Below are 19,140 nucleotides of genomic sequence, written 5' to 3' on the forward strand. Positions count from 1 at the left end.
ATGATCTTCGGACTTGACCGAATCCGCATTGTTCCGCTTATGTTCACCGCAAACAATGCCGCTTTGGCAAGTCGTCAGCTACACGCTAAGGTGACCTGCAAGCCGGGCGGCCATGCGTTTGCCCCGCTTGTGGCAAGCGCGCGGCGCCCCTATTTATCTGGTCTTCCTGACCAAATGCCCATTATCGACTTTGCCGTGGTGCAGCCTGCTGGCGCACCGAGCCATGGACTGAATTGATGACCACCAAGCCAAGCCAGAACCGTGAGATCATTGTGCGCGGAGCCCGCGAACATAATCTCAAGGGCATCGACCTCAAATTGCCGCGCGACAGCCTGATCGTGATGACGGGTCTGTCCGGGTCCGGCAAGTCGTCGCTGGCATTCGACACCATCTATGCTGAAGGCCAGCGCCGCTACGTGGAATCGCTGAGCGCCTATGCGCGCCAGTTCCTCGAGATGATGCAGAAGCCCGATGTCGAGCATATCGAGGGCCTGTCGCCCGCGATTTCCATCGAGCAGAAAACCACATCGCGTAACCCGCGCTCTACCGTTGGCACGGTCACCGAGATCTACGACTATCTCCGCCTGCTGTTTGCCCGCGTCGGCGTGCCCTATTCGCCCGCAACCGGCCTGCCCATCGAAAGCCAGACCGTCAGCCAGATGGTAGACAAGGTACTGGAACTGCCCGAAGGCACGCGGCTTTACCTGCTCGCGCCGATCGCGCGCGGCCGCAAGGGTGAGTACAAAAAGGAACTCGCCGACCTGATGCGCAAGGGCTTCCAGCGCGTCAAGATCGACGGCGAATACCACGAGATCGAGGAAGCCCCTGCCCTCGACAAGAAGTTCAAGCATGACATCGAAGTCGTGGTCGACCGCGTGGTGGTCGGGCCAGACATTTCCGGCCGCCTGTCGGAGAGCTTTGAGACGGCGCTGAAGCTGGCGGACGGCATCGCGCTGATCGAGTTCGTCGACGAGAAGGCCGAAGACGGCAGCGCCAAGCAGACGACGTTCTCGGAAAAGTTCGCCTGCCCGGTCTCCGGCTTCACCATTGCCGAAATCGAGCCGCGCCTGTTCTCGTTCAACAACCCGTTCGGCGCCTGCCCGGTTTGCGATGGCCTTGGCACCGAACAGAAGATCGACCCTGACCAGATCGTTCCGGATGCGACCCTCTCGATCAAGGACGGCGCCATCCTGCCATGGAGCAAGACGAGCGCGCCTTACTACATCCAGACGCTGGCCGCCGTGTTGAAGATGTATGGCGCCTCGACCGCTACGCCGTGGAATGAACTACCCTTCGAGATCCAGCACGCCGTACTCTATGGCACCGGCAAGGACAAGGTCGACTTCGTCTATGACGATGGCCTGCGCCAGTACAAGACTACCAAGGCCTTTGAAGGCGTCATCGGCAACCTTGAGCGTCGCTACAAGGAAACCGAAAGCGCAGGCATGCGCGAAGAAATCGAAAAGTACATGTCGGCCAAGCCCTGCTTTGCCTGCGGCGGCTATCGCCTCAAGCCGGAATCGCTGGCCGTCAAGATCGACGGGCTGCATGTCGGCCAAGTCACCGAGAAGTCCATCAAGGATTCCCTGACCTGGTTCGAACAGCTGCCGGCCAAACTGACGCCAAACCAGCAGACCATCGGCGAGCGCATCCTCAAGGAAATCCGCGAGCGGCTGAATTTCCTCGTGGCAGTTGGCCTTGATTATCTTTCCATGTCGCGAAATTCCGGCACTCTGTCGGGTGGCGAGAGCCAGCGTATTCGCCTTGCCAGCCAGATCGGCTCGGGCCTGACCGGCGTGCTCTACGTGCTTGATGAGCCCTCGATCGGGTTACATCAGCGCGACAATGCCAAGCTGCTCGAAACGCTGCGTCGCCTGCGCGATATCGGCAATACCGTGATCGTCGTCGAACACGACGAAGACGCCATCATGACCGCTGACTACGTTGTCGACATCGGTCCCGGTGCTGGCGTACACGGCGGCCATATCGTCGCCGAAGGCACGCCACAGGACATTATCGACAGCCCCGACTCGCTGACCGGAAAATATCTGTCGGGCCGCATGGGCATTGCCATGCCGGCTGAGCGTCGTCAGGGCACCAAGGGAAAGACCCTCAGCGTCATGGGCGCCACCGGCAACAACCTCAAGAACGTGTCGGTCGATGTGCCACTGGGCATGTTCGTCGCCATCACCGGCGTTTCGGGCGGCGGCAAGTCGACACTGATGATCGACACCATGTACCAGGCCATTGCCCGCCGCCTGAACGGCGCGCGCGTGGTCCCTGCCCCCCATGAATCGCTGACCGGCCTCGAGTTCCTCGACAAGGTCATCGATATCGACCAGTCGCCGATTGGTCGCACACCACGCTCGAACCCTGCCACCTATACCGGCGCGTTTACGCCGCTGCGCGAGTGGTTTGCCGGCCTGCCGGAAGCCAAGACGCGCGGATACGGCCCCGGCCGTTTCAGCTTCAACGTCAAGGGCGGGCGCTGCGAGAAGTGCGAGGGCGATGGCGTTCTCAAGATCGAGATGCACTTCCTTCCTGACGTTTACGTCACCTGCGACGTCTGCAAGGGCAAGCGCTACAACCGCGAAACGCTCGAAGTTCAGTTCAAGGGCAAGTCGATTTCCGACATCCTGGATATGACCATCGACGAAGGCGTCGATTTCTTCTCGGCTGTTCCGGTCATTCGCGACAAGTTCGCGACACTGCAACGCGTCGGCCTTGGTTATGTAAAGGTCGGCCAGCCGGCCAATACGCTCTCGGGCGGCGAGGCGCAGCGCGTCAAGCTCTCCAAGGAACTCTCCAAGCGCGCCACCGGCCGCACGCTCTATATGCTGGATGAGCCGACGACAGGTCTCCATTTCCACGACGTGGCCAAATTGCTCGACGTGCTGCATGAGCTTGTCGAGGGCGGCAACACCGTCATCGTCATCGAGCATAACCTCGAAGTCATCAAAACCGCCGACTGGGTCATAGACCTCGGACCCGAAGGTGGCGACGGTGGCGGCGAGATCGTCGCCATGGGTACGCCGGAAGATGTCGCGGCAAATCCGCGCTCCTATACCGGCAAGTTCCTCAAGGAAGTGATGGCCCGTCGGCCACATTTCGCGACCCGAGCCGCCGAATAACCAATTCTCGCCAATGACAATGTCAACGCTAGCAGTCTGTTAGCGTTGACCAGCCTTTTGCTGCGCTTGGTGCACATGGCTGTTTTGTGTCAGTTCATGAAAAATGCCATGCGCAAGACGCATGCAGCGCTTGACGTTTACGACATGGCGCTGCCGTTCAAATCACCCCATCTTTGCGGCGTCAGTAACCAGCACTAGGGAATACTCTGATGTTTGTGCGTGTGGTCTGGCGCGTCAAGCGCCTGGTCGACATCAAGCAGACGTTGCGGGAAATGGACGTTCCCTCGACGCGTGATGCCGATTTACTGGGGCTTACCGGCCCCGACTTCTCGAAGATGACGCGGTCACTGTTTGATCGTTGAAGACTTCGACTGCGAAATTATTGATGGCCGCCGGATGGTCACCCGGCGGCCATTTGCATGACACAAGCCTTAACCGAAGATGAACCATGACGGTTAAAGCCCTGCGCAGGACGCATGACCCGTTTGAGCAATGACCCACTGCTCATCTGGCAGGCAGTGATCTAAATATAAGCTCGTAAACGAAAGGAGACTACCAAATGGACATTCGCAAGACTTTCAAGAAGTGGGCCGCATACCAGCAGACAGTCCGTGAGCTTGCTGCTCTCGACAATCGTCAGCTCAACGACCTGGGCATTTCGCGCACCGACATCAATCGGATCGCACGTGACCATGCTGCCGGTCTCTAAGTTTCACTTCGCTGAACTTACAGACTTCGTAAACCGAACAGCCGCTTCTCTCTGAGATGCGGCTGTTTTGCTTTGTGGGGTTTGACCTGCCAAGCAATCCGCCAGAACAGCCGCGCGAACAATTTATCCCCGCCTGCCCGACGCAGCGGTAAACTCGCCCCTCAGTTGTTGCGCTAAGTGGTGGCGCTTGGTATCTGCCGGGCATGTCCACATCAGAACCTATTCATATCATTGGCGGCGGTCTCGCCGGATCCGAAGCCGCATGGCAGGCCGCGCAAGCCGGGGCCAAAGTCATCGTGCACGAAATGCGCGGCATCAAGCCGACCGACGCGCACAGCACCGACAGTTTTGCCGAGCTCGTCTGCTCCAACAGCTTCCGCTCGGACGATCACGAGCAGAACGCCGTCGGCCTGCTGCACGAGGAAATGCGGCGCTGCGGCTCGCTGATCATGCAGGCTGCCGACAAGCACAAGCTACCCGCCGGCGGCGCGCTTGCCGTTGATCGCCATGCGTTTTCCGATGAGGTGACGCGGGCCATCCACAACCATCCAAATATCACCGTCATCCGCGAAGAAGTCGCCGGTTGGCCGCCGGCCGAGTGGAGCAATGTCATCATTGCTTCCGGCCCGCTGACCTCGCCTGCATTGGCCGATGCCATTCTGGCGACGACCGGCGAAGACGCCTTGGCGTTCTTTGACGCGATTGCGCCGATCGTCCATTACGACAGCATCAATATGGACATTGTCTGGGCGCAGTCGCGCTATGACAAGGCTGGTCCGGGCGGCACGGGCGCTGATTATCTGAACTGTCCAATGGACAAGGATCAGTATTTTGCGTTCGTTGAGGCGCTCAAGACCGCGCCGTTGCACGAATTCAAAGACTGGGAAAAGGTCCCTTATTTCGACGGCTGCCTCCCAATCGAGGTGATGGCCGAACGCGGCGTCGAAACGCTGCGCCATGGTCCGATGAAGCCGGTCGGTCTGACCAATCCGCGTGATCCTCTGGTCAAGAGCTACGCCATCGTCCAGCTGCGGCAGGACAATGCGTTGGGCTCGCTGTGGAACATGGTCGGGTTCCAGACCAAGATGCGCTACGGCATCCAGGCGGAGATTTTCCGCATGATCCCTGGTCTCGAAAACGCGCAGTTCGCCCGCCTGGGTGGGTTGCATCGTAACACTTTCATCAATTCCCCCAAGGTGTTGGGCAAAGACCTCAAGCTCAAGGCCGATCCGCGCGTGCGTTTCGCCGGTCAGGTGACGGGCGTCGAGGGCTATGTCGAAAGCGCCGCCGTTGGTCTGCTCACCGGGCGTCTGGCAGCGGCTGAATCCCGTGGCGAGACCATGGCGACGCCGCCGATCACTACCGCGCTCGGCGCGCTGGTGGCGCATATCACCGGTGGCCATCTGGAATCGGAAAGCTATAGCGGCGCGCGCAGCTTCCAGCCGATGAACGTCAATTTCGGACTGTTTCCCGAAGTCGAGATCGTCAAGCCGGAAGGCGCTGGCCGCTGGCGCGGCAATGACAAGACCATCGCCAAGCGTAAGGCGATCACGACGCGGGCTCTGGCCGATCTGCAAAGCTGGATTTGACCACGGGACACCCCAATCAGACCTCATGGTGAGCTTGTCGAACCATGAGGTCGGGGACCTCAATCGCGCCACGACCTCGTCCTTCGACGGGCTCAGGATGAGGTCTACTGGCGGATGTGCGAGCCGAGAAGCTTGGTCTAACGCCCCGAACTTATCCCCCACCACGACAGGCGGAGTATCTTGCGCCAGTCGGGTTCGTCCACAGCGGGTGTGAAGATCGTGGTTTTTCGACGGCTTAGTCCGGCCAATTGCGGTTTGAGAATCGCAACCAGAGCAAAGGCCGGCTTTAGCTTGGCGGGCAGCAGCGCAATCGCCTGTTCGGCCTTCTGCAGGTGCTCGCCAGCAATCTCGGTCAACTGACCCAGCGCTTCATGCAGGCCTTCGCTTTCTGTGCGGGCAAAAATCTCGCCTTCGCGCACGCCATTGGCCTCAAAGATCGACCATGGCAACATGATGCGCCCCTGCGAAGAGGTGTAGCCGAACGCCCGCAGATGACCGATCAGTGCGTGCGCAACGCCCAGATGCCCGGCAGCGTCGCCGGTCTCGATGGTCTCGCCGTCGTTGAGGATCATTGCCGCCAGCTGGTAAAGCGTCGAGACCGTCTCGCCTGCATAGCCTTCGAAGGTCTGCAGGTCCGGCATCGGATCGTCGTAGAGATCAAAGCGCCGGGCGCCGATCAGGCGGAGCAGCGTGCCGGCCGGGATGTTGTAGCGCCCAATGGTGTCCAGCAGCGCATCGGCCACCGGGTTTTGTCGAATGGTGCCGTGGCCTTCCCCGTCGAGCGCATCGCTCCACCATTGCAGACGGATTTCGCCCGGTGCCGGATCGGACACCCGCGAGCGGATCGAGGCCACATCGGCATTGAAGGCATAGAGCGCCGTTACGGCGTCGCGCTTGTCGCCGGTCAGCACCAGCGTCGACAGATAGCGGTCGCGGTCGCCCTGGCGCAGGGCCTCGGCGGCGTGGGCGAAACTCTCGGCTGACATTAGCGCGCTTTCTCAACCGCGATCAGGGCGGCGGCCACGGCTCGTTCCTCGGCCAGCAGCACGTTATAGGTGCGGATGGCGCTGCCGGTGTTGACCGCCTCGACGATGATCCGCTTTTCCCGCAGGGCGTCGCGTAGCTCACTCGGAAAAGCGGCGATGTCTGGACCAAGGCCGATCAGCAGCACATCGATATCGTCGGCCGCGGCAAAGACCGGGGCCAATGATTCCATGGTGATGTCGCCAATGTTGGCAACATCCCAGGCGTACATGCCGGTGGGCAGGCACAGAAGCGAGCCACGATGCGACATGCCGGCAAAGCGGAACCCGCTATTGCCGTAGAAGTCGATCCCCGCCTGTTGCGGGTAATGTGGCGCTTCTGTCACGTCCCTGCCTGTATCAGACCGATGCGCCGTCTGCCGTCTTCGGTTCTGCCTTTTCGTCGGCCCGCTGCTTGAGACCAAAATTGATCAGGATCGGGCCATTGACGATGATCGACGAGTACATACCCACCAGACAGCCGAAGGTCATGGCGATGGTGAAGCTGCGGATCACTTCGCCGCCGAACAGCACCAGTGGCACGAGTGCCAGGAACAGCGTGAACTGTGTCAGCGACGTACGCACGATGGTCTGGTTGATCGACAGATCGATGAGTTCCGGCAGCGGCATCTTGCGATGCTTTCGCAGGTTCTCTCGAACACGGTCGGAAATGATCACGGTTTCGTTCAGCGACAGACCCACCAGGGTCAACACCGCCGCGATGGAGGTCAGATTGAACTCCAATCCCGTCAATGAGAACAGCCCGATGGTCATGATGATATCGTGCGTCGTCGTGGTGACGGCCGCCAAGGCGAATTGCCACTCAAAGCGGAACCAGATGTAGATCAGGATCGCCAGCAGCGAGATAACGACCGCAATGGCGCCCTTCCAGGCAAGTTCGCTGGAAACGGTACCGCTCACAGCCTCGGTGCTGCGCACCGTGTAGTTCTCGCTGGCGAGAGCATCGCGGATCTTGGAGACCGCGACCTGGTCAGCATCCTGACCACCCTCCTGTGCCTGCACGCGGACCAGCACGTCTTCGGGCGCGCCAAAGCCCTGCACCTGCACTTCGCCCAGTTCAAGCCCATCGAGCAGCGAACGAACCTGACCGGCGTCGGCCGGACCACCTTCATGCTGGATGACGATAGCGGTGCCGCCAACAAAGTCGATACCTAGATTGAAGCCCTTGAAATAGGCGGAGCCAATCGAGAGCACACTGGCAACGATCGAGAAGGCGATCACGTAGCGCGAGATCTTCATGAACGGAATGCGGGTGCCGTCCGGAATGAAGCGGAAATGTTGGATCTTGAGGGTCTTGGGACGCGTCTTCTTGTACCACAGCGCCACCTGATAAGAGGTCACGGTGTAGGAGGTGAAGAGCGAGGTCAGAATACCCAGGCCGAGCGTCACAGCAAAACCCTGAACCGGACCCGATCCGAGGAAGTAGAGCACGATCGCAGCGATCAGCTGGGTCAGGTGCGAGTCGATAATCGTGCCCCAAGCGCGTTCGAAACCCGATTGAATCGCCTGAATCGGCGATTTTCCGGCCTTCTGTTCTTCGCGCATGCGTTCGTAGATCAGCACGTTGGCGTCAACCGCCATACCAATGGTCAGAACGATACCGGCAATACCCGGCAGCGTCAGCGTGGCGCCCAACATGGAGAGCGCGCCAAAGATCAGGATGATGTTGAGGATCAGCGAGACGTTGGCGAACACACCCCACAGGCCATAGGCCAGGACCATGAAGGCGACAACGAGGACGGACGCAATGATACCGGCCGTCAAACCATGCTGGATCGAATCGGCGCCGAGGCTGGCGTCGACAGTACGTTCTTCAACCACATCGAGCGATGCTGGCAATGCACCGGCGCGAAGCAGAACCGCGAGGTCGTTGGCGCTTGCCGTGGTGAAGCTGCCACTGATCTGGCCCGAGCCGCCGGTGATCGGCTGCTGGATGACGGGTGCGGTGATGACGGTGTTGTCGAGCACGATGGCAAAGCGCTGGCCGACATTGGCGCCGGTGATCTGGCCAAAGGCGATAGCGCCGCGGGTGTCGAACTTGAAGCTGACCACGGGCATGGCGCGCTGCTGGTCATAGCTTGGCTGCGCATCGACCAGCGATTCGCCGCCAAGGGCCACGTCTTCATACAGCAGTTCGTTGGTGCCATCCTGGCTCGGCAGGATCATGGTGCCGGCTGGCAGGCCCTGGGCCTGCGCCTGAGCGGCAGTCATGCCCGGATAGACCATGTGGAAGGTCAGGCGCGCAGTCCGCGAAATGATGTCCTTGAGCCGCTGGCTATCGCCAAAGCCTGGAACCTGCACGAGCACGCGATTGGTGCCCTGACGCTGGATCGAGGGTTCGGTGGTGCCGAGTTCGTCGACGCGCTTGCGGATAACTTCGATGGATTGGGCCACAAGCGCGGACATGCGCTCGTTGATGCCTTCCTGGGTCAGCGTGACGGTCAGCTTGCCATCGGGCGTTTCGCCGAAGGCCAGTTCGTTGACGCCGCCAACCGAGATCAGCGAGTTGCTGATGGAATTCTGGAGAGCTTCGATCGCGGTACGGGCCGCGGCCTTCTGCGACGGGTCGGTCAGCTCGATGGTGATCGAGTCAGTCGCCGCATTGGTGGTGATCAGATTGCCGATGCCGTTCTGATTGGCCAGTGTATTGCGGACGTCACGGCGCAGCGATTGCAGGCGTTCCGATACGATTCCCTGCTCGTTGACCTGCAGCAGCAGATGCGAGCCGCCCTGCAGATCGAGACCCAGCACCACTGTCTGGCGCGGCAGAAAACCTGGCCAATTGTCCCGCACATTCTCGGGAAGAAAGCTTGGGATTGCAAAGAGCACACCCAGCAAGGCGACAATGGCGATAACGGCGGTGCGGATCGGAGAGAACTGCATTTAAGACGTCCTGAAAGGAAAAAACCGGCGCCCTTGGGCGCCGGTGGCAGACATAGTGCTGCGGTTAGGCAGGCTTGTTGTCGTTGACTGGCTCGGCCTTGGAGCGGACATCCGCAACCATGCCACGAACCAGCTTAACCTTGACGCCCTGGGCGATCTCGACTTCGAGATCTTCGCCGTCAACGGCCTTGGTCACCTTGCCGACGATACCGCCGGTGGTCACCACGGTGTCGCCACGACGAATGGCGGAGAGCATTGCCTGCTGCGCCTTCATGCGCTTCTGCTGCGGGCGGAAGATCAGGAACCAGAAGATCACAACCAGCAGCAGAATCGGCATCAGCTGGATGAAAATATCTCCCATGCCACCACCTGCGGGGGCACCGGCTGCCTGGGCATAAGCGGGCGTTACAAACATAAGGCGAGGCTCCTATCGTTTCTTCTTGGCTTGTGGAGGGGCGGCGCCAGAGACCAGCATCAACGTTGCGACGCTACTGGACGCATTTGGGGAAAGCTGCACTTGCACCCCGGTCAAAATCGCGCGGACTATACATTTGCACCCCAACGATTGCAAAGCCATTCACGGGGACACAAATTGCCGCGCCGACCAGAAGGACGACCGATCTTGAAGAGCAAAGAATACCTGGCCGAAATTTCCGCAGCGCTGAGCGAAATAGCGCTATCTCTCAAGGCCTTAGCGCCAGCGGCCGATGACGGCCACGCCGGCCTCGGCACGGCCGACGCCTATCATTGGGATGGGGATAGCGGACAGTTGATGGCTGTGCCCAAGGTCAGCCGCGTTTCGCTGGGCATGCTCAAGGGCATCGACTCTGTGCAGGATATATTGCTGCGCAACACCGAACAGTTCGCGCGCGGGCATGGCGCCAACAACGCTTTGCTGTGGGGCGCGCGCGGCATGGGCAAGAGTTCGCTGGTCAAAGCCATCCATGGCGACATCAACGAACGTCGCGCCGATGGCTTTGAGCGGTTGGTGCTGATCGAGATCGCCCGGGAAGACCTTGAGACCCTCCCTGCCCTGATGCGCAGCATTGGTCGAGAGCAAGCGCGCTTCATCGTCTTCTGTGACGACCTCAGCTTCGACAATGGCGAGACGAGCTACAAATCGCTCAAAACGATTCTAGATGGCGGGCTGGAAGGTCGGCCGGAGAACGTTCTGTTCTACGCCACCTCCAACCGCCGCCACCTGATGCCGCGCGACATGATCGAGAACGAACGTTCGACGGCAATCAATCCTGGCGAAGCGGTTGAAGAAAAAGTCTCACTGTCGGACCGCTTTGGTCTCTGGCTCGGCTTCCACAATTGCGATCAGCCGACCTATCTGAACATGGTGCGGGCCTATGCTGACCAATACGGGCTCGACCTCGACGACGAAACCCTGCGTGCCCGTGCCATCGAATGGGCCGCAACACGAGGCGCGCGGTCGGGTCGCGTGGCAATCCAGCTGGTGCGGACACTGGCCGGCGAGCAGGGCAAGGCGGTCTAGGTCGAGGGGTGCCCGCCCCTTCTCTTAAAATAAAAACCCCCGCTTTCGCGGGGGCTCTCATTCCGTAGCTTTTCTTGATCAGCTTGCCAGCAAGGGCATCGGATCAACTGGGGTGGCGCCCTTGCGAAGCTCGAAGTGGAGCTGTGGGCGTGTCACTGAGCCGGTCTGGCCAACGGCGCCGATAGTGTCGCCGCGATTGACGACGGCGCCCTTTGCAACGCTCATGCCCTGCAGGTGCGCATAGGCCGAGACGTAGCCATTGGGGTGGCGGATCAGGATCAGGTTGCCGTAGCCTTCGACGCCCGAACCTACATAGATGACGGTGCCGTTTTCGGCAGCTTTGACGGCCGAGCCTTCAGGCACTTCGATATTGATGCCGGTGCCCTTGGACGCTGCAAAATCGACCAGGATGCGGCCGCTGGCTGGCCAGCGGAACTTGTCGTTGCCCGACATCGAGGGTTCTGGCGCAACATTGGCGGCCTGAACGGGCGCAGGCTTGGCTGGAGCGGCCTGAGCGGCTGCTGGAGTAGGCGTGCCGCCGAGAACTGGCGTCGACCCCTGCAGGGCGCTTGGAGCGGCCTGTGGCAGTGTCTGCTGCGCTGGCGCGGGTGCTGCCATCGGAGCGATGCTGGCGACCTGGGTCGGCGCCTTGGTGGCGAGCAGATCAGGACGACCTGGGATGATGACGCGCTGGCCAACCACGATCTTGTCAGGCGAGGACAGGTTGTTGGCCTGCACCAGTGCCTGGGTCGTCACCTCGTAGCGGCGAGCGATCGTATAGAGCGACTCCCCGCTTGCGATGGTGTGGGTGAACGTGCCGCCCTGTGCAGACGGCATTGCCGTTGCTGGAGTGGACGCCATTGCCGGCACCGAATTGTTGGTTGGGAGAGAGCCGAGAACGGCTGGCGATGGCATCGGTGCTACCGACGCGAAGGATGGTTGTGCTTGCATGGGTGGCAGGGATCCCTGGGAAGACTGGTTACTCAGTACGGGAAGGTCTTGGGACTGAACCGAAGGCATATTGCCGACTGGCGCCATCGGCTGATTAAAGGCGGTCGTCGGCTGGTTCCACGCAGGCTGGATGGCAGCCTGAGCGGGGAATCCGCCACCAACATTGGCTGGTGGCACAAACTGGTTTTCAGCAACCATGGCCTGCGGCGCACCCAGGCTGGATGGCATCGGCTGATTGAAACTGGATGGGGAACTTTGGGGCAGTGATCCGGTGGTCACCGGATCGCCTATCGCACGGCTACCGAGACTGGAACATCCGGACAGTGCAACGGCGGCAATCACCAAGCCGGCCATTGCTATGACACCCTTGGGTGCCCGACGGGATACGCGGATACTCATCAGCTTACTCGTACGCAGGTACTCAACACGAGTTTGAATCTACGGTGGTAAGGTAAAGACGAGTTTAAGGCCGATGCGATTTGAGCAAAATCATGACCGGTAGATTCTGGATTGGGTAAGGTTAAGAGCGGGAGGTTGCCGGTGAGGTCGGAGCACCCCCACCCAGCCTCCCCCTATCTGGGGAAGGTAGGTGAGGGTATCTAGCCACCTCTAGAGCGACAGCGTGCCCTTCAGCCGCTCCACCACGGCCATATCCGTCTGCTGCAACAGCATCGGCGTTACCGTGACAAAGCTATCGCGGCGCATGGTCTCGAAATCGGCGTTTGGATCGAGCGGGCGCGGCGTTTTTGGGATGGCGATGAAGAACTTGCCGTCATTGTCGCTCGGATAATAGCCGAAGGGCGACTGGGCGAAGCGCTGATGCGGCACCACAGCGATTCCCTTGGTATTGTCCGGGTCGCAGAATGGGAAATTGACGTTGTAGTAGTGCTCGCGGCCATCGGCGGCTGCGATGATCGCCCGGGCAACGGCGACGCCATGACGGACCGAATTGGACCAATCGACTTCGCGGCCGTTCTCGTAGTTGACGCCCTGGCTCATCGCAATGCCGATGGCGCCTTGCAATGCCCCTTCCCGCGCACCGGCCGCAGTGCCCGAGCAATTGATAATATCGCCAAGGTTCTGGCCGGCATTGACGCCAGACAGCACGACGTCCGCCGGCTTGTCGCCCAGCAGATGGGTCATGCCGGCGACGACGCAGTCGGCGGGCGAACCACCGACTACGGCAAAGGTGCGATCATCGCGTTTGTCGAAATGCAACTCGCGGCCGAGCGTAAAGCGATGCCCTGCCCCGGACTGGTTGCCATCGGGCGCCACGATCCAGACATCATCACTCAGGGCGCGCGCAATGTCCGCCATGATGGCGATGCCCGGAGCGTCAACGCCATCGTCGTTGGTGATGAGGATTCGCAAGGCCATTAGCGGCCGCCGATCGACTTGAGGCCGCCCATATAGGACTGCAGCACGTCGGGCACCGCTATCGAGCCATCTTCCTGCTGATAGTTTTCCATAACCGCGATCAGGCAGCGGCCGACAGCCGTGCCCGAGCCGTTCAGCGTGTGGACGAAGCGTGGCGCCTGCTTTTCGCCAGAAGGGCGATAGCGGGCATCCATGCGGCGGGCCTGGAAGTCACCGCAAACAGAAACCGAGGAGATTTCGCGATAAGTGTCCTGGCCGGGCAGCCAAACTTCAAGGTCGTAGGTCTTTCTGGCGCCAAAGCCGATATCGCCGGTGCACAGGTTCATGACGCGGTAGTGCATGCCCAAACGCTGCAGGACGGTTTCGGCGCAGCTGAGCATGCGCTCGTGCTCGTCGACCGAGGTCTCAGGCGTCGTGATCGACACCATCTCGACCTTGTTGAACTGATGCTGGCGCAACATGCCGCGCGTGTCACGACCGGCCGAACCGGCTTCCGAGCGGAAGCACGGCGTCAGCGCGGTCAGGCGCAGCGGGAGTTCTTCTTCGGACAGGATGGATTCGCGGACCAGATTGGTCAGGGGAACTTCGGCCGTTGGGATGAGTGCCAGACGGCCTTCGCCATGCGGCGTGAAGAACAGGTCTTCCTCGAACTTGGGCAACTGATTGGTGCCATAGAGCGCTTCGTCGCGCACCAGCAGCGGCGGCTGCACTTCGGTGTAGCCGTGCTCGGTGGTGTGAAGATCAAGCATGAACTGGCCGAGAGCGCGCTCGAGACGAGCCACTTGCCCCTTGAGCACGACAAAGCGGCTGCCGGAGATTTTTGCGGCCGTTTCGAAATCCATCTGGCCCATGGCCTCGCCGAGCTCGTAATGCTCCTTTGGCGCAAACGAAAGGCTTGGGCGGGGCGCGCGGGCCTTGGCGGCGGTTGCCTCAGTGCCATTCGCACCAAAATATTCGACATTGCCGGATTCGTCGGTGCCGTCTGGCACGTCTTCAAACACCAGATTGGGAATAACCGAGAGCGCATTGCGCAGCTCGAGCTCGATGGCGCGTTCGTCGGCTTCTCCCTGAGGAATCGATTCCTTGAGGCGCGCGACTTCGGCCATCAGCTCAGCGGACTTGGCCTCGTCCTTTTGGGCCTTGGCCTGACCGATCTGCTTGGACAGCGCGTTGCGCTTTTCCTGCGCTTCGTTGAGGCGAACGATAATGTCGCGGCGCCGATCATCGATGGCGAGCAGATCGGACGAGCGCACGGAGACACCCTTGCGCCGCGAAACGGCAGCATCGAAGGCTTCGGCGTTGGCTCTGATCCACTTGATATCGAACATCGGGTGTTACGGGCGCTGCCCGCCTCTCACTTTGTTGAAAATGCTAGAGCAGTAGCCTCATCCTGAGCCCGTCGAAGGACGAGGCGTGGCACCGCGGCACGACCTCGTGGTTCGACAAGCTCACCATGAGGTCTACTGAAAATGTCTACTCGGATGACGAGCTGGAAAGCTCAGCTTCCTGCGCTGCCAGCTTGGCCGCACGGCGCTTTTCGATCATCCGAACGGAGATGATCGAAAGTTCGTAGAGCGCGTACATGGGCAAGGCAAGACCGATCTGGGAGATCGGATCGGGCGGCGTGATGAAGGCGGCAAAGATCAGGATGCCGACAATGGCGTAGCGGCGGCCCTTCTTGAGGGAATCGACATGCACCAGGTCGATCTGGGCCAACAGCGTCAGGATCACCGGCAGCTGGAAGCAGATACCGAAGGCCAGGATAAGCACCATGGCAAAGCCGAGATACTCACTGACGCTGACCAACATCTCAATTTCGTCGGTCTGCATGCCAGCAAAGAAGTGCAGCGCCATCGGCAGGACGATAAAATAGACCAGCGCCGCACCGGCGACGAAAAACAGCGGCGTCGCAACGAGATACGGTAAGAAGGCCTTGCGCTCGTGCTTGTAGAGGCCAGGGGCCACGAACATGTAAATCTGAGCAGCGATCATCGGGAAACCGAGGAAGATCGCGCCAAAGAAGGCCACGTTCAGATAGGTGAAGAACAGTTCCTGGGGCGCCGTAAAGATCAGGTTCGTGCCCGGAGCCGCGCTGCGATAGGGCATCAGCAGCCAGTCGTAGATGGTGCTGGCGAAGATGAAACAGAACGCCATCAGCGCGACGACGGTCACTGCCGAATAGATCAGGCGCTTGCGCAGCTCGATCAGGTGCTCGAGAAGCGGCGCTTCGCTGCCAGCGAGTTCGTCGGTGGCTTCTGCGCTCTTGTCTTCAATCTGTTTTGCGTCGGCCATGGCTTAGGTGTTCTCGGCTTTCGCAACAGCGGGTTTAGCAGCGGCTTTTGGCTTGCGCGGCGCGCGGGCACGCGGCGTTGGCGTCGCTGGAGAATCTGCGGGCTCGGTTGGCAACACGGTGACCGTTTTTTCTGCTGCAGCTTTGCGCGGCTTCCTGGCGGCTGCTGCAGGTGCCTTGGCTGGCGCCTCAAGCGGCGGCAGATCGCTTTTCGTGACCGGGCTGGTCGGCGCGGCTTTGGCGCGCGGCGCCTTGAGGGCCGCAACCTTCGGCTCTGCAGGTTTTTTGGCCGCCTTCACCGGAGCCGCCTTGGTCGCGGCAGGCTTTTTGGCGACGGTGGCTTTGGAGGCCTTTGGTGCTGGACCGGCTGGCTTGAAGCCGGCTTCGGCGGCAACCTGATCGGCAGTCTTGGCTGGCACCATGCCGGCCTGCGCTTTGATCTCGTCAACGACGCTTTCGACCGCCGGGTCCTTGGGCTTGATGAGACCGCTCGGCTTTGGGCCGGTCGGGGTCATGGCGTTGAATTCCTTGCGGATTTCTTCGCTTGTCTTGCGTAGCGGCGTGGTGATCGAGTTGCGAAGGTTGCGCACCTCATCAAGGCCCGTCGTCTTGTTGATCTCGCGCTGGAACTCACTGCCCATGCGCCTGATCTGACCGATGATCTTGCCGACGCGGTTCATGACCACAGGCAAATCCTTCGGGCCGATGACGATCAGCGCCACGACGCCGATCACCAGCATCTCTGTCCAGCCCAAGCCGAGCATAGTGTTATTCCCTCAAAGCAGCGGCACGGCCGTTGAGTACGTCCTTAGACGTCCTTCTTTTCCGGCTCAGTGACGGTGGCGTCAGCCGTGGTGGTAACACGTTCCACCGGCTTGTCGTCGTCCTTCATGCCTTTTTGGAAGGCTTTGATGCCGGAGGCAACTTCACCCATCATGCCGGAAATCTTGCCGCGGCCGAACAGCAAGACGACAACGACGGCTACAACGAGAATACCCCAAATTCCTGGCGCGTGCATTTTGGTCTCCCTTAGAGTCTTCAGAACGCGTTACACGCGAAAGATAGGTCAGAAATAGGTTTAATCGCGTCCAAACACAAGAACGTGTTCCGGGTTAAGCGCCACGAAGACGTCTTGTCCCACGGCGATTGCTGCATCGGCGGGCTGGCGGACGCCCAGAGGGGCGTCGAGACCATCGACCATCACTTCGCAAATATCGATGCCGATGGCGTCGCGCTTGCCCACGACACGGCCCGGCGTGCCTGGCTGCGCGAGGGATAAGTTAGCGCCGCCAGCGGGGCGGACCGCGATGGTGACCTGTTTGCCGTCGGCATGACCGGGGGTTTGCACCGGGCCGAATGGGGTAGCGGCGACGCCGCCAACGACGCGGCTTTCGATTTCTGTCAGCGGCGAGAAGAACCGGGCAGCGTTTAAGTCGATGGGATTGCGATAGATTTCGGCGGCAGTGCCGATCTGGGCGATGCGCCCCTTGCGCAAAAGCGCGACACGGTCGCCGAGGACCATGGCCTCTTCGGGGTCGTGCGTGACGATGAGGCTCGTGACGTGGGTTTCGCGGAGGACAGCGAGGGTTTCTTCGCGGACGGTCTCGCGGAGGCGGGCGTCAAGGCTCGAGAAGGGCTCATCAAGGAGCAAGACGCCGGGGCGCGGAGCGACGCTGCGGGCAAGCGCCAAACGCTGCTGCTGGCCGCCGGAGAGCATGTGCGGGAAGTCGGCTTCACGGTCGGCTAGGCCGACGCGGCGGAGGGCGGCGCGGGCCTGACCGAGGGCGGCGTCGCGGCCCAATTTGCGCAGGCCGAACAGTACATTTTGCAGGACGGAAAGATGCGGAAACAGCGCAAAGTCTTGAAACATCAAGCCTATTCCGCGGCGCTCGGGCGGCGTCGTTGCCTCTGGCGAGGACATCACCTTGTCGTTGATCCGCACCTTGCCACTGTGGATCGGCTGGATGCCGGCGGCGACGCGGAGGGCAGTGGATTTGCCTGATCCCGACTCGCCGAGGAGGCAGACAATCTCGCCTGGATGGAGGGTCAAACTGAACTGGTCGAGGACGACTCGGCCGCCTAATTTGACGTCTACGGCGTCAAATTGGAGGGTTGCGGCGAAACTGACGCCGGTGGTACCGCGGGCGCCCCAATCGCTCTGGGTCTCAGAAACTTGTGCCATTAATCCTCTGCCTCGTCGGCGCCGATGTCATCGGGTTCGAGCGGGTCTTCATCGTCACGTAATTGGCCGTCAAAGGGCAGCGGAATCTGCATGTCGGGCGGCAGGCGATTGGAGAGCAGGCCCGAGCCCTTGAGTTCGTCGAGGCCCGGCAAATCGCCGAGCGATTCCAGACCGAAATGATCGAGGAAAGCATCAGTCGTGCCGTAAGTGACTGGCCGACCTGGGGTTCTGCGGCGACCGCGCATGCGAATCCAGCCCGCTTCCATCAGCAAATCGAGGGTGCCCTTGCCGGTGGCGACGCCGCGTACCTCTTCGATTTCGGCGCGAGTCGAGGGCTGGTGATAGGCGATGATCGACAGCGTTTCGAGCGATGCGCGCGAGAGCGGGCGGGTTTCCTGTTCCTCGCGGCGGAGCAGGAAGCCCAGGTCTTCGGCGGTACGAAAGGCCCACTTATCCCCACGACGGACAAGGTTTACCCCCCTGCCCGCATAGCGCTGCTGCAGGATCTTGAGCGTGGCAACAACCCGTACCCCACCCCCCAAATAGGGTAACAGACTGTTAGCATCGAGAGGCTCACTTGCTGCAAAAAGGATAGCCTCAAGGATGCGTAGGTGACGCTCGAGCACCTCGCTGACGTTGTCGTCCTTCTCGCTCACGATGGATTGGCCTTGTGACGGCGCATAAACAGCGGCCCGAAGGTTTCGGTCTGGCGCAGATCGATCTGGCCGAGGCGAACGAGTTCAAGGCTCGACGCGAAGCTGGAGGCGCGGACGGTGGCGCGCTCGGAGGGCGTCGCCAGATAGTCGGCGAGGTAACTGTCCATCGGCACCCAATCAAAACTGTCGCCGATCAGGCGCTGGAGAATGTCGCGGGCGTCCTGCAGCGACCACACGGTGCGCTGGAGCGGGGTATAATCGGTGGTGACGCCGCGTTCTCGCTGCGTCGAATAGGCCTTGAGCAGATCGTAAAGCGAGGCTTCCCAGATGCTGTTGCGCTTGATGGTGATCGGCTCGGGCATGCCGCGTGCGTAGACCTGAAAGCCGAGGCGTGGCCGGTTCATCAGCTGGCTGGCTGAGCGGCGCATGGCTTCAAGGCGCTTGAGGCGGAATTGCAGCATGGCGGCGAGCATTTCGCCCGATGGTTCATCGTCGGATGCGACCTGCGGCACCATGAGGCGGCTTTTGAGATAGGCTAGCCATGCGGCCATTACGAGATAGTCGGCGGCGACTTCGATGCGCTTCTCACGCACCGTCTCGATGAAGGCCAAATATTGCTGGGCCAGCGCCAGGATGGAGATGGATGCAAGATCGACCTTCTGGCGGCGGGCAAGGTCCAGCAGCAGGTCGAGCGGACCTTCATAGCCGTCGACGTCGACAAGCATGATGTCTTCCGCCGGCGTGGGCGCAGGCGTATCAAACCAATCGGTCTGGGCAGTCGTCATGAATAGGTGGCCGCGCTGCTAAAAGTCACCGCCATCCTTGGCC

Annotated in this window: 18 protein-coding genes; 5 read left to right on the plus strand and 13 right to left on the minus strand. The window is 60.8% G+C overall.

Going from position 1 to position 19,140, the window contains the following annotated elements; all coding sequences use genetic code 11:
- Positions 1 to 236: 236 nt before the first annotated feature.
- From uvrA to trmFO, 4 genes are all read left to right on the plus strand, one after another.
- Complete coding sequence (gene uvrA / locus ABIE28_RS08020; protein WP_354061751.1) at positions 237 to 3,131, plus strand: excinuclease ABC subunit UvrA; 2,895 nt, start codon at positions 237 to 239, stop codon at positions 3,129 to 3,131.
- Positions 3,132 to 3,340: 209 nt separating this feature from the next.
- A complete protein-coding gene (locus ABIE28_RS08025) occupies positions 3,341 to 3,493 on the plus strand; it encodes a hypothetical protein (RefSeq protein ID WP_354061753.1) in 153 nt (50 codons plus the stop codon).
- Positions 3,494 to 3,690: 197 nt separating this feature from the next.
- Entirely contained in the window at positions 3,691 to 3,840 is a 150-nt protein-coding gene (locus ABIE28_RS08030) for a DUF1127 domain-containing protein (RefSeq protein WP_074797262.1), read from the plus strand.
- Positions 3,841 to 4,043: 203 nt separating this feature from the next.
- Positions 4,044 to 5,429, plus strand: coding sequence for a methylenetetrahydrofolate--tRNA-(uracil(54)-C(5))-methyltransferase (FADH(2)-oxidizing) TrmFO (gene trmFO / locus ABIE28_RS08035; RefSeq protein ID WP_502913375.1), 1,386 nt, complete (start codon positions 4,044 to 4,046; stop codon positions 5,427 to 5,429).
- A gap of 137 nt (positions 5,430 to 5,566) precedes the next feature.
- Here the strand turns inward: trmFO and ABIE28_RS08040 are convergent, their stop codons facing one another.
- The 4 genes from ABIE28_RS08040 to yajC form a co-directional block, all read right to left on the minus strand.
- Entirely contained in the window at positions 5,567 to 6,415 is an 849-nt protein-coding gene (locus ABIE28_RS08040) for a phytoene/squalene synthase family protein (protein ID WP_354061755.1), read from the minus strand.
- On the minus strand, positions 6,415 to 6,798 hold the full coding sequence (locus tag ABIE28_RS08045; protein ID WP_354061757.1) for an Mth938-like domain-containing protein: 384 nt from the start codon (positions 6,796 to 6,798) through the stop codon (positions 6,415 to 6,417). Before ABIE28_RS08045 ends, ABIE28_RS08040 begins: the two co-directional genes overlap by 1 nt.
- Before the next feature lie 13 nt (positions 6,799 to 6,811).
- Positions 6,812 to 9,355 (minus strand): protein translocase subunit SecD, encoded by a 2,544-nt coding sequence (gene secD / locus ABIE28_RS08050; protein WP_354061759.1) that lies wholly within the window; start codon positions 9,353 to 9,355, stop codon positions 6,812 to 6,814.
- 64 nt (positions 9,356 to 9,419) lie between these two features.
- Positions 9,420 to 9,770, minus strand: a complete 351-nt coding sequence (gene yajC / locus ABIE28_RS08055; RefSeq protein ID WP_354061761.1) for a preprotein translocase subunit YajC — start codon at positions 9,768 to 9,770, stop codon at positions 9,420 to 9,422.
- A gap of 207 nt (positions 9,771 to 9,977) precedes the next feature.
- Between yajC and ABIE28_RS08060 the strand changes: the two genes are divergently transcribed.
- On the plus strand, positions 9,978 to 10,856 hold the full coding sequence (locus ABIE28_RS08060; protein ID WP_354061764.1) for an ATP-binding protein: 879 nt from the start codon (positions 9,978 to 9,980) through the stop codon (positions 10,854 to 10,856).
- Positions 10,857 to 10,934: 78 nt separating this feature from the next.
- Here ABIE28_RS08060 and ABIE28_RS08065 read toward each other — a convergent pair whose 3' ends face one another.
- The 9 genes from ABIE28_RS08065 to ABIE28_RS08105 form a co-directional block, all read right to left on the minus strand.
- A complete protein-coding gene (locus ABIE28_RS08065) occupies positions 10,935 to 12,206 on the minus strand; it encodes a peptidoglycan DD-metalloendopeptidase family protein (RefSeq protein WP_354061766.1) in 1,272 nt (423 codons plus the stop codon).
- A 210-nt stretch (positions 12,207 to 12,416) separates the two neighbouring features.
- Complete coding sequence (surE, locus tag ABIE28_RS08070) at positions 12,417 to 13,184, minus strand: 5'/3'-nucleotidase SurE (RefSeq protein WP_354061768.1); 768 nt, start codon at positions 13,182 to 13,184, stop codon at positions 12,417 to 12,419.
- Positions 13,184 to 14,512, minus strand: a complete 1,329-nt coding sequence (gene serS, locus ABIE28_RS08075) for a serine--tRNA ligase (protein WP_354061770.1) — start codon at positions 14,510 to 14,512, stop codon at positions 13,184 to 13,186. Before serS ends, surE begins: the two co-directional genes overlap by 1 nt.
- Before the next feature lie 145 nt (positions 14,513 to 14,657).
- A complete protein-coding gene (gene tatC / locus ABIE28_RS08080; protein ID WP_354061772.1) occupies positions 14,658 to 15,476 on the minus strand; it encodes a twin-arginine translocase subunit TatC in 819 nt (272 codons plus the stop codon).
- A 3-nt stretch (positions 15,477 to 15,479) separates the two neighbouring features.
- The gene (gene tatB, locus ABIE28_RS08085; RefSeq protein ID WP_354061774.1) at positions 15,480 to 16,238 is read right to left on the minus strand and encodes a Sec-independent protein translocase protein TatB; all 759 of its coding nucleotides are present in this window, start codon (positions 16,236 to 16,238) and stop codon (positions 15,480 to 15,482) included.
- A 44-nt stretch (positions 16,239 to 16,282) separates the two neighbouring features.
- Entirely contained in the window at positions 16,283 to 16,492 is a 210-nt protein-coding gene (gene tatA / locus ABIE28_RS08090; protein WP_354061778.1) for a twin-arginine translocase TatA/TatE family subunit, read from the minus strand.
- 60 nt (positions 16,493 to 16,552) lie between these two features.
- The gene (locus tag ABIE28_RS08095; RefSeq protein ID WP_354061780.1) at positions 16,553 to 17,656 is read right to left on the minus strand and encodes an ABC transporter ATP-binding protein; all 1,104 of its coding nucleotides are present in this window, start codon (positions 17,654 to 17,656) and stop codon (positions 16,553 to 16,555) included.
- Entirely contained in the window at positions 17,656 to 18,312 is a 657-nt protein-coding gene (scpB, locus tag ABIE28_RS08100) for an SMC-Scp complex subunit ScpB (RefSeq protein WP_354061782.1), read from the minus strand. The genes ABIE28_RS08095 and scpB overlap by 1 nt, the downstream gene beginning before the upstream one ends.
- Positions 18,309 to 19,097, minus strand: a complete 789-nt coding sequence (locus ABIE28_RS08105; protein ID WP_354061784.1) for a segregation and condensation protein A — start codon at positions 19,095 to 19,097, stop codon at positions 18,309 to 18,311. Before ABIE28_RS08105 ends, scpB begins: the two co-directional genes overlap by 4 nt.
- Positions 19,098 to 19,140: the final 43 nt, after the last annotated feature.

Source organism: Devosia sp. 2618 (assembly GCF_040546815.1).
In the GTDB taxonomy this organism is placed as follows: Bacteria; Pseudomonadota; Alphaproteobacteria; order Rhizobiales; family Devosiaceae; genus Devosia.

Bases quoted from the DNA above. Each gene is read 5' to 3' on its own strand.
- tatB (WP_354061774.1), bottom strand. From the start codon at position 16,238: ATGCTCGGCTTGGGCTGGACAGAGATGCTGGTGATCGGCGTCGTGGCG.
- uvrA (WP_354061751.1), top strand. From the start codon at position 237: ATGACCACCAAGCCAAGCCAGAACCGTGAGATCATTGTGCGCGGAGCC.
- ABIE28_RS08065 (WP_354061766.1), bottom strand. From the start codon at position 12,206: ATGAGTATCCGCGTATCCCGTCGGGCACCCAAGGGTGTCATAGCAATG.
- ABIE28_RS08040 (WP_354061755.1), bottom strand. From the start codon at position 6,415: ATGTCAGCCGAGAGTTTCGCCCACGCCGCCGAGGCCCTGCGCCAGGGC.
- secD (WP_354061759.1), bottom strand. From the start codon at position 9,355: ATGCAGTTCTCTCCGATCCGCACCGCCGTTATCGCCATTGTCGCCTTG.
- ABIE28_RS08095 (WP_354061780.1), bottom strand. From the start codon at position 17,656: ATGGCACAAGTTTCTGAGACCCAGAGCGATTGGGGCGCCCGCGGTACC.
- surE (WP_354061768.1), bottom strand. From the start codon at position 13,184: ATGGCCTTGCGAATCCTCATCACCAACGACGATGGCGTTGACGCTCCG.
- trmFO (WP_502913375.1), top strand. From the start codon at position 4,044: ATGTCCACATCAGAACCTATTCATATCATTGGCGGCGGTCTCGCCGGA.
- ABIE28_RS08025 (WP_354061753.1), top strand. From the start codon at position 3,341: ATGTTTGTGCGTGTGGTCTGGCGCGTCAAGCGCCTGGTCGACATCAAG.
- serS (WP_354061770.1), bottom strand. From the start codon at position 14,512: ATGTTCGATATCAAGTGGATCAGAGCCAACGCCGAAGCCTTCGATGCT.
- tatA (WP_354061778.1), bottom strand. From the start codon at position 16,492: ATGCACGCGCCAGGAATTTGGGGTATTCTCGTTGTAGCCGTCGTTGTC.
- ABIE28_RS08030 (WP_074797262.1), top strand. From the start codon at position 3,691: ATGGACATTCGCAAGACTTTCAAGAAGTGGGCCGCATACCAGCAGACA.
- tatC (WP_354061772.1), bottom strand. From the start codon at position 15,476: ATGGCCGACGCAAAACAGATTGAAGACAAGAGCGCAGAAGCCACCGAC.
- yajC (WP_354061761.1), bottom strand. From the start codon at position 9,770: ATGTTTGTAACGCCCGCTTATGCCCAGGCAGCCGGTGCCCCCGCAGGT.
- ABIE28_RS08105 (WP_354061784.1), bottom strand. From the start codon at position 19,097: ATGACGACTGCCCAGACCGATTGGTTTGATACGCCTGCGCCCACGCCG.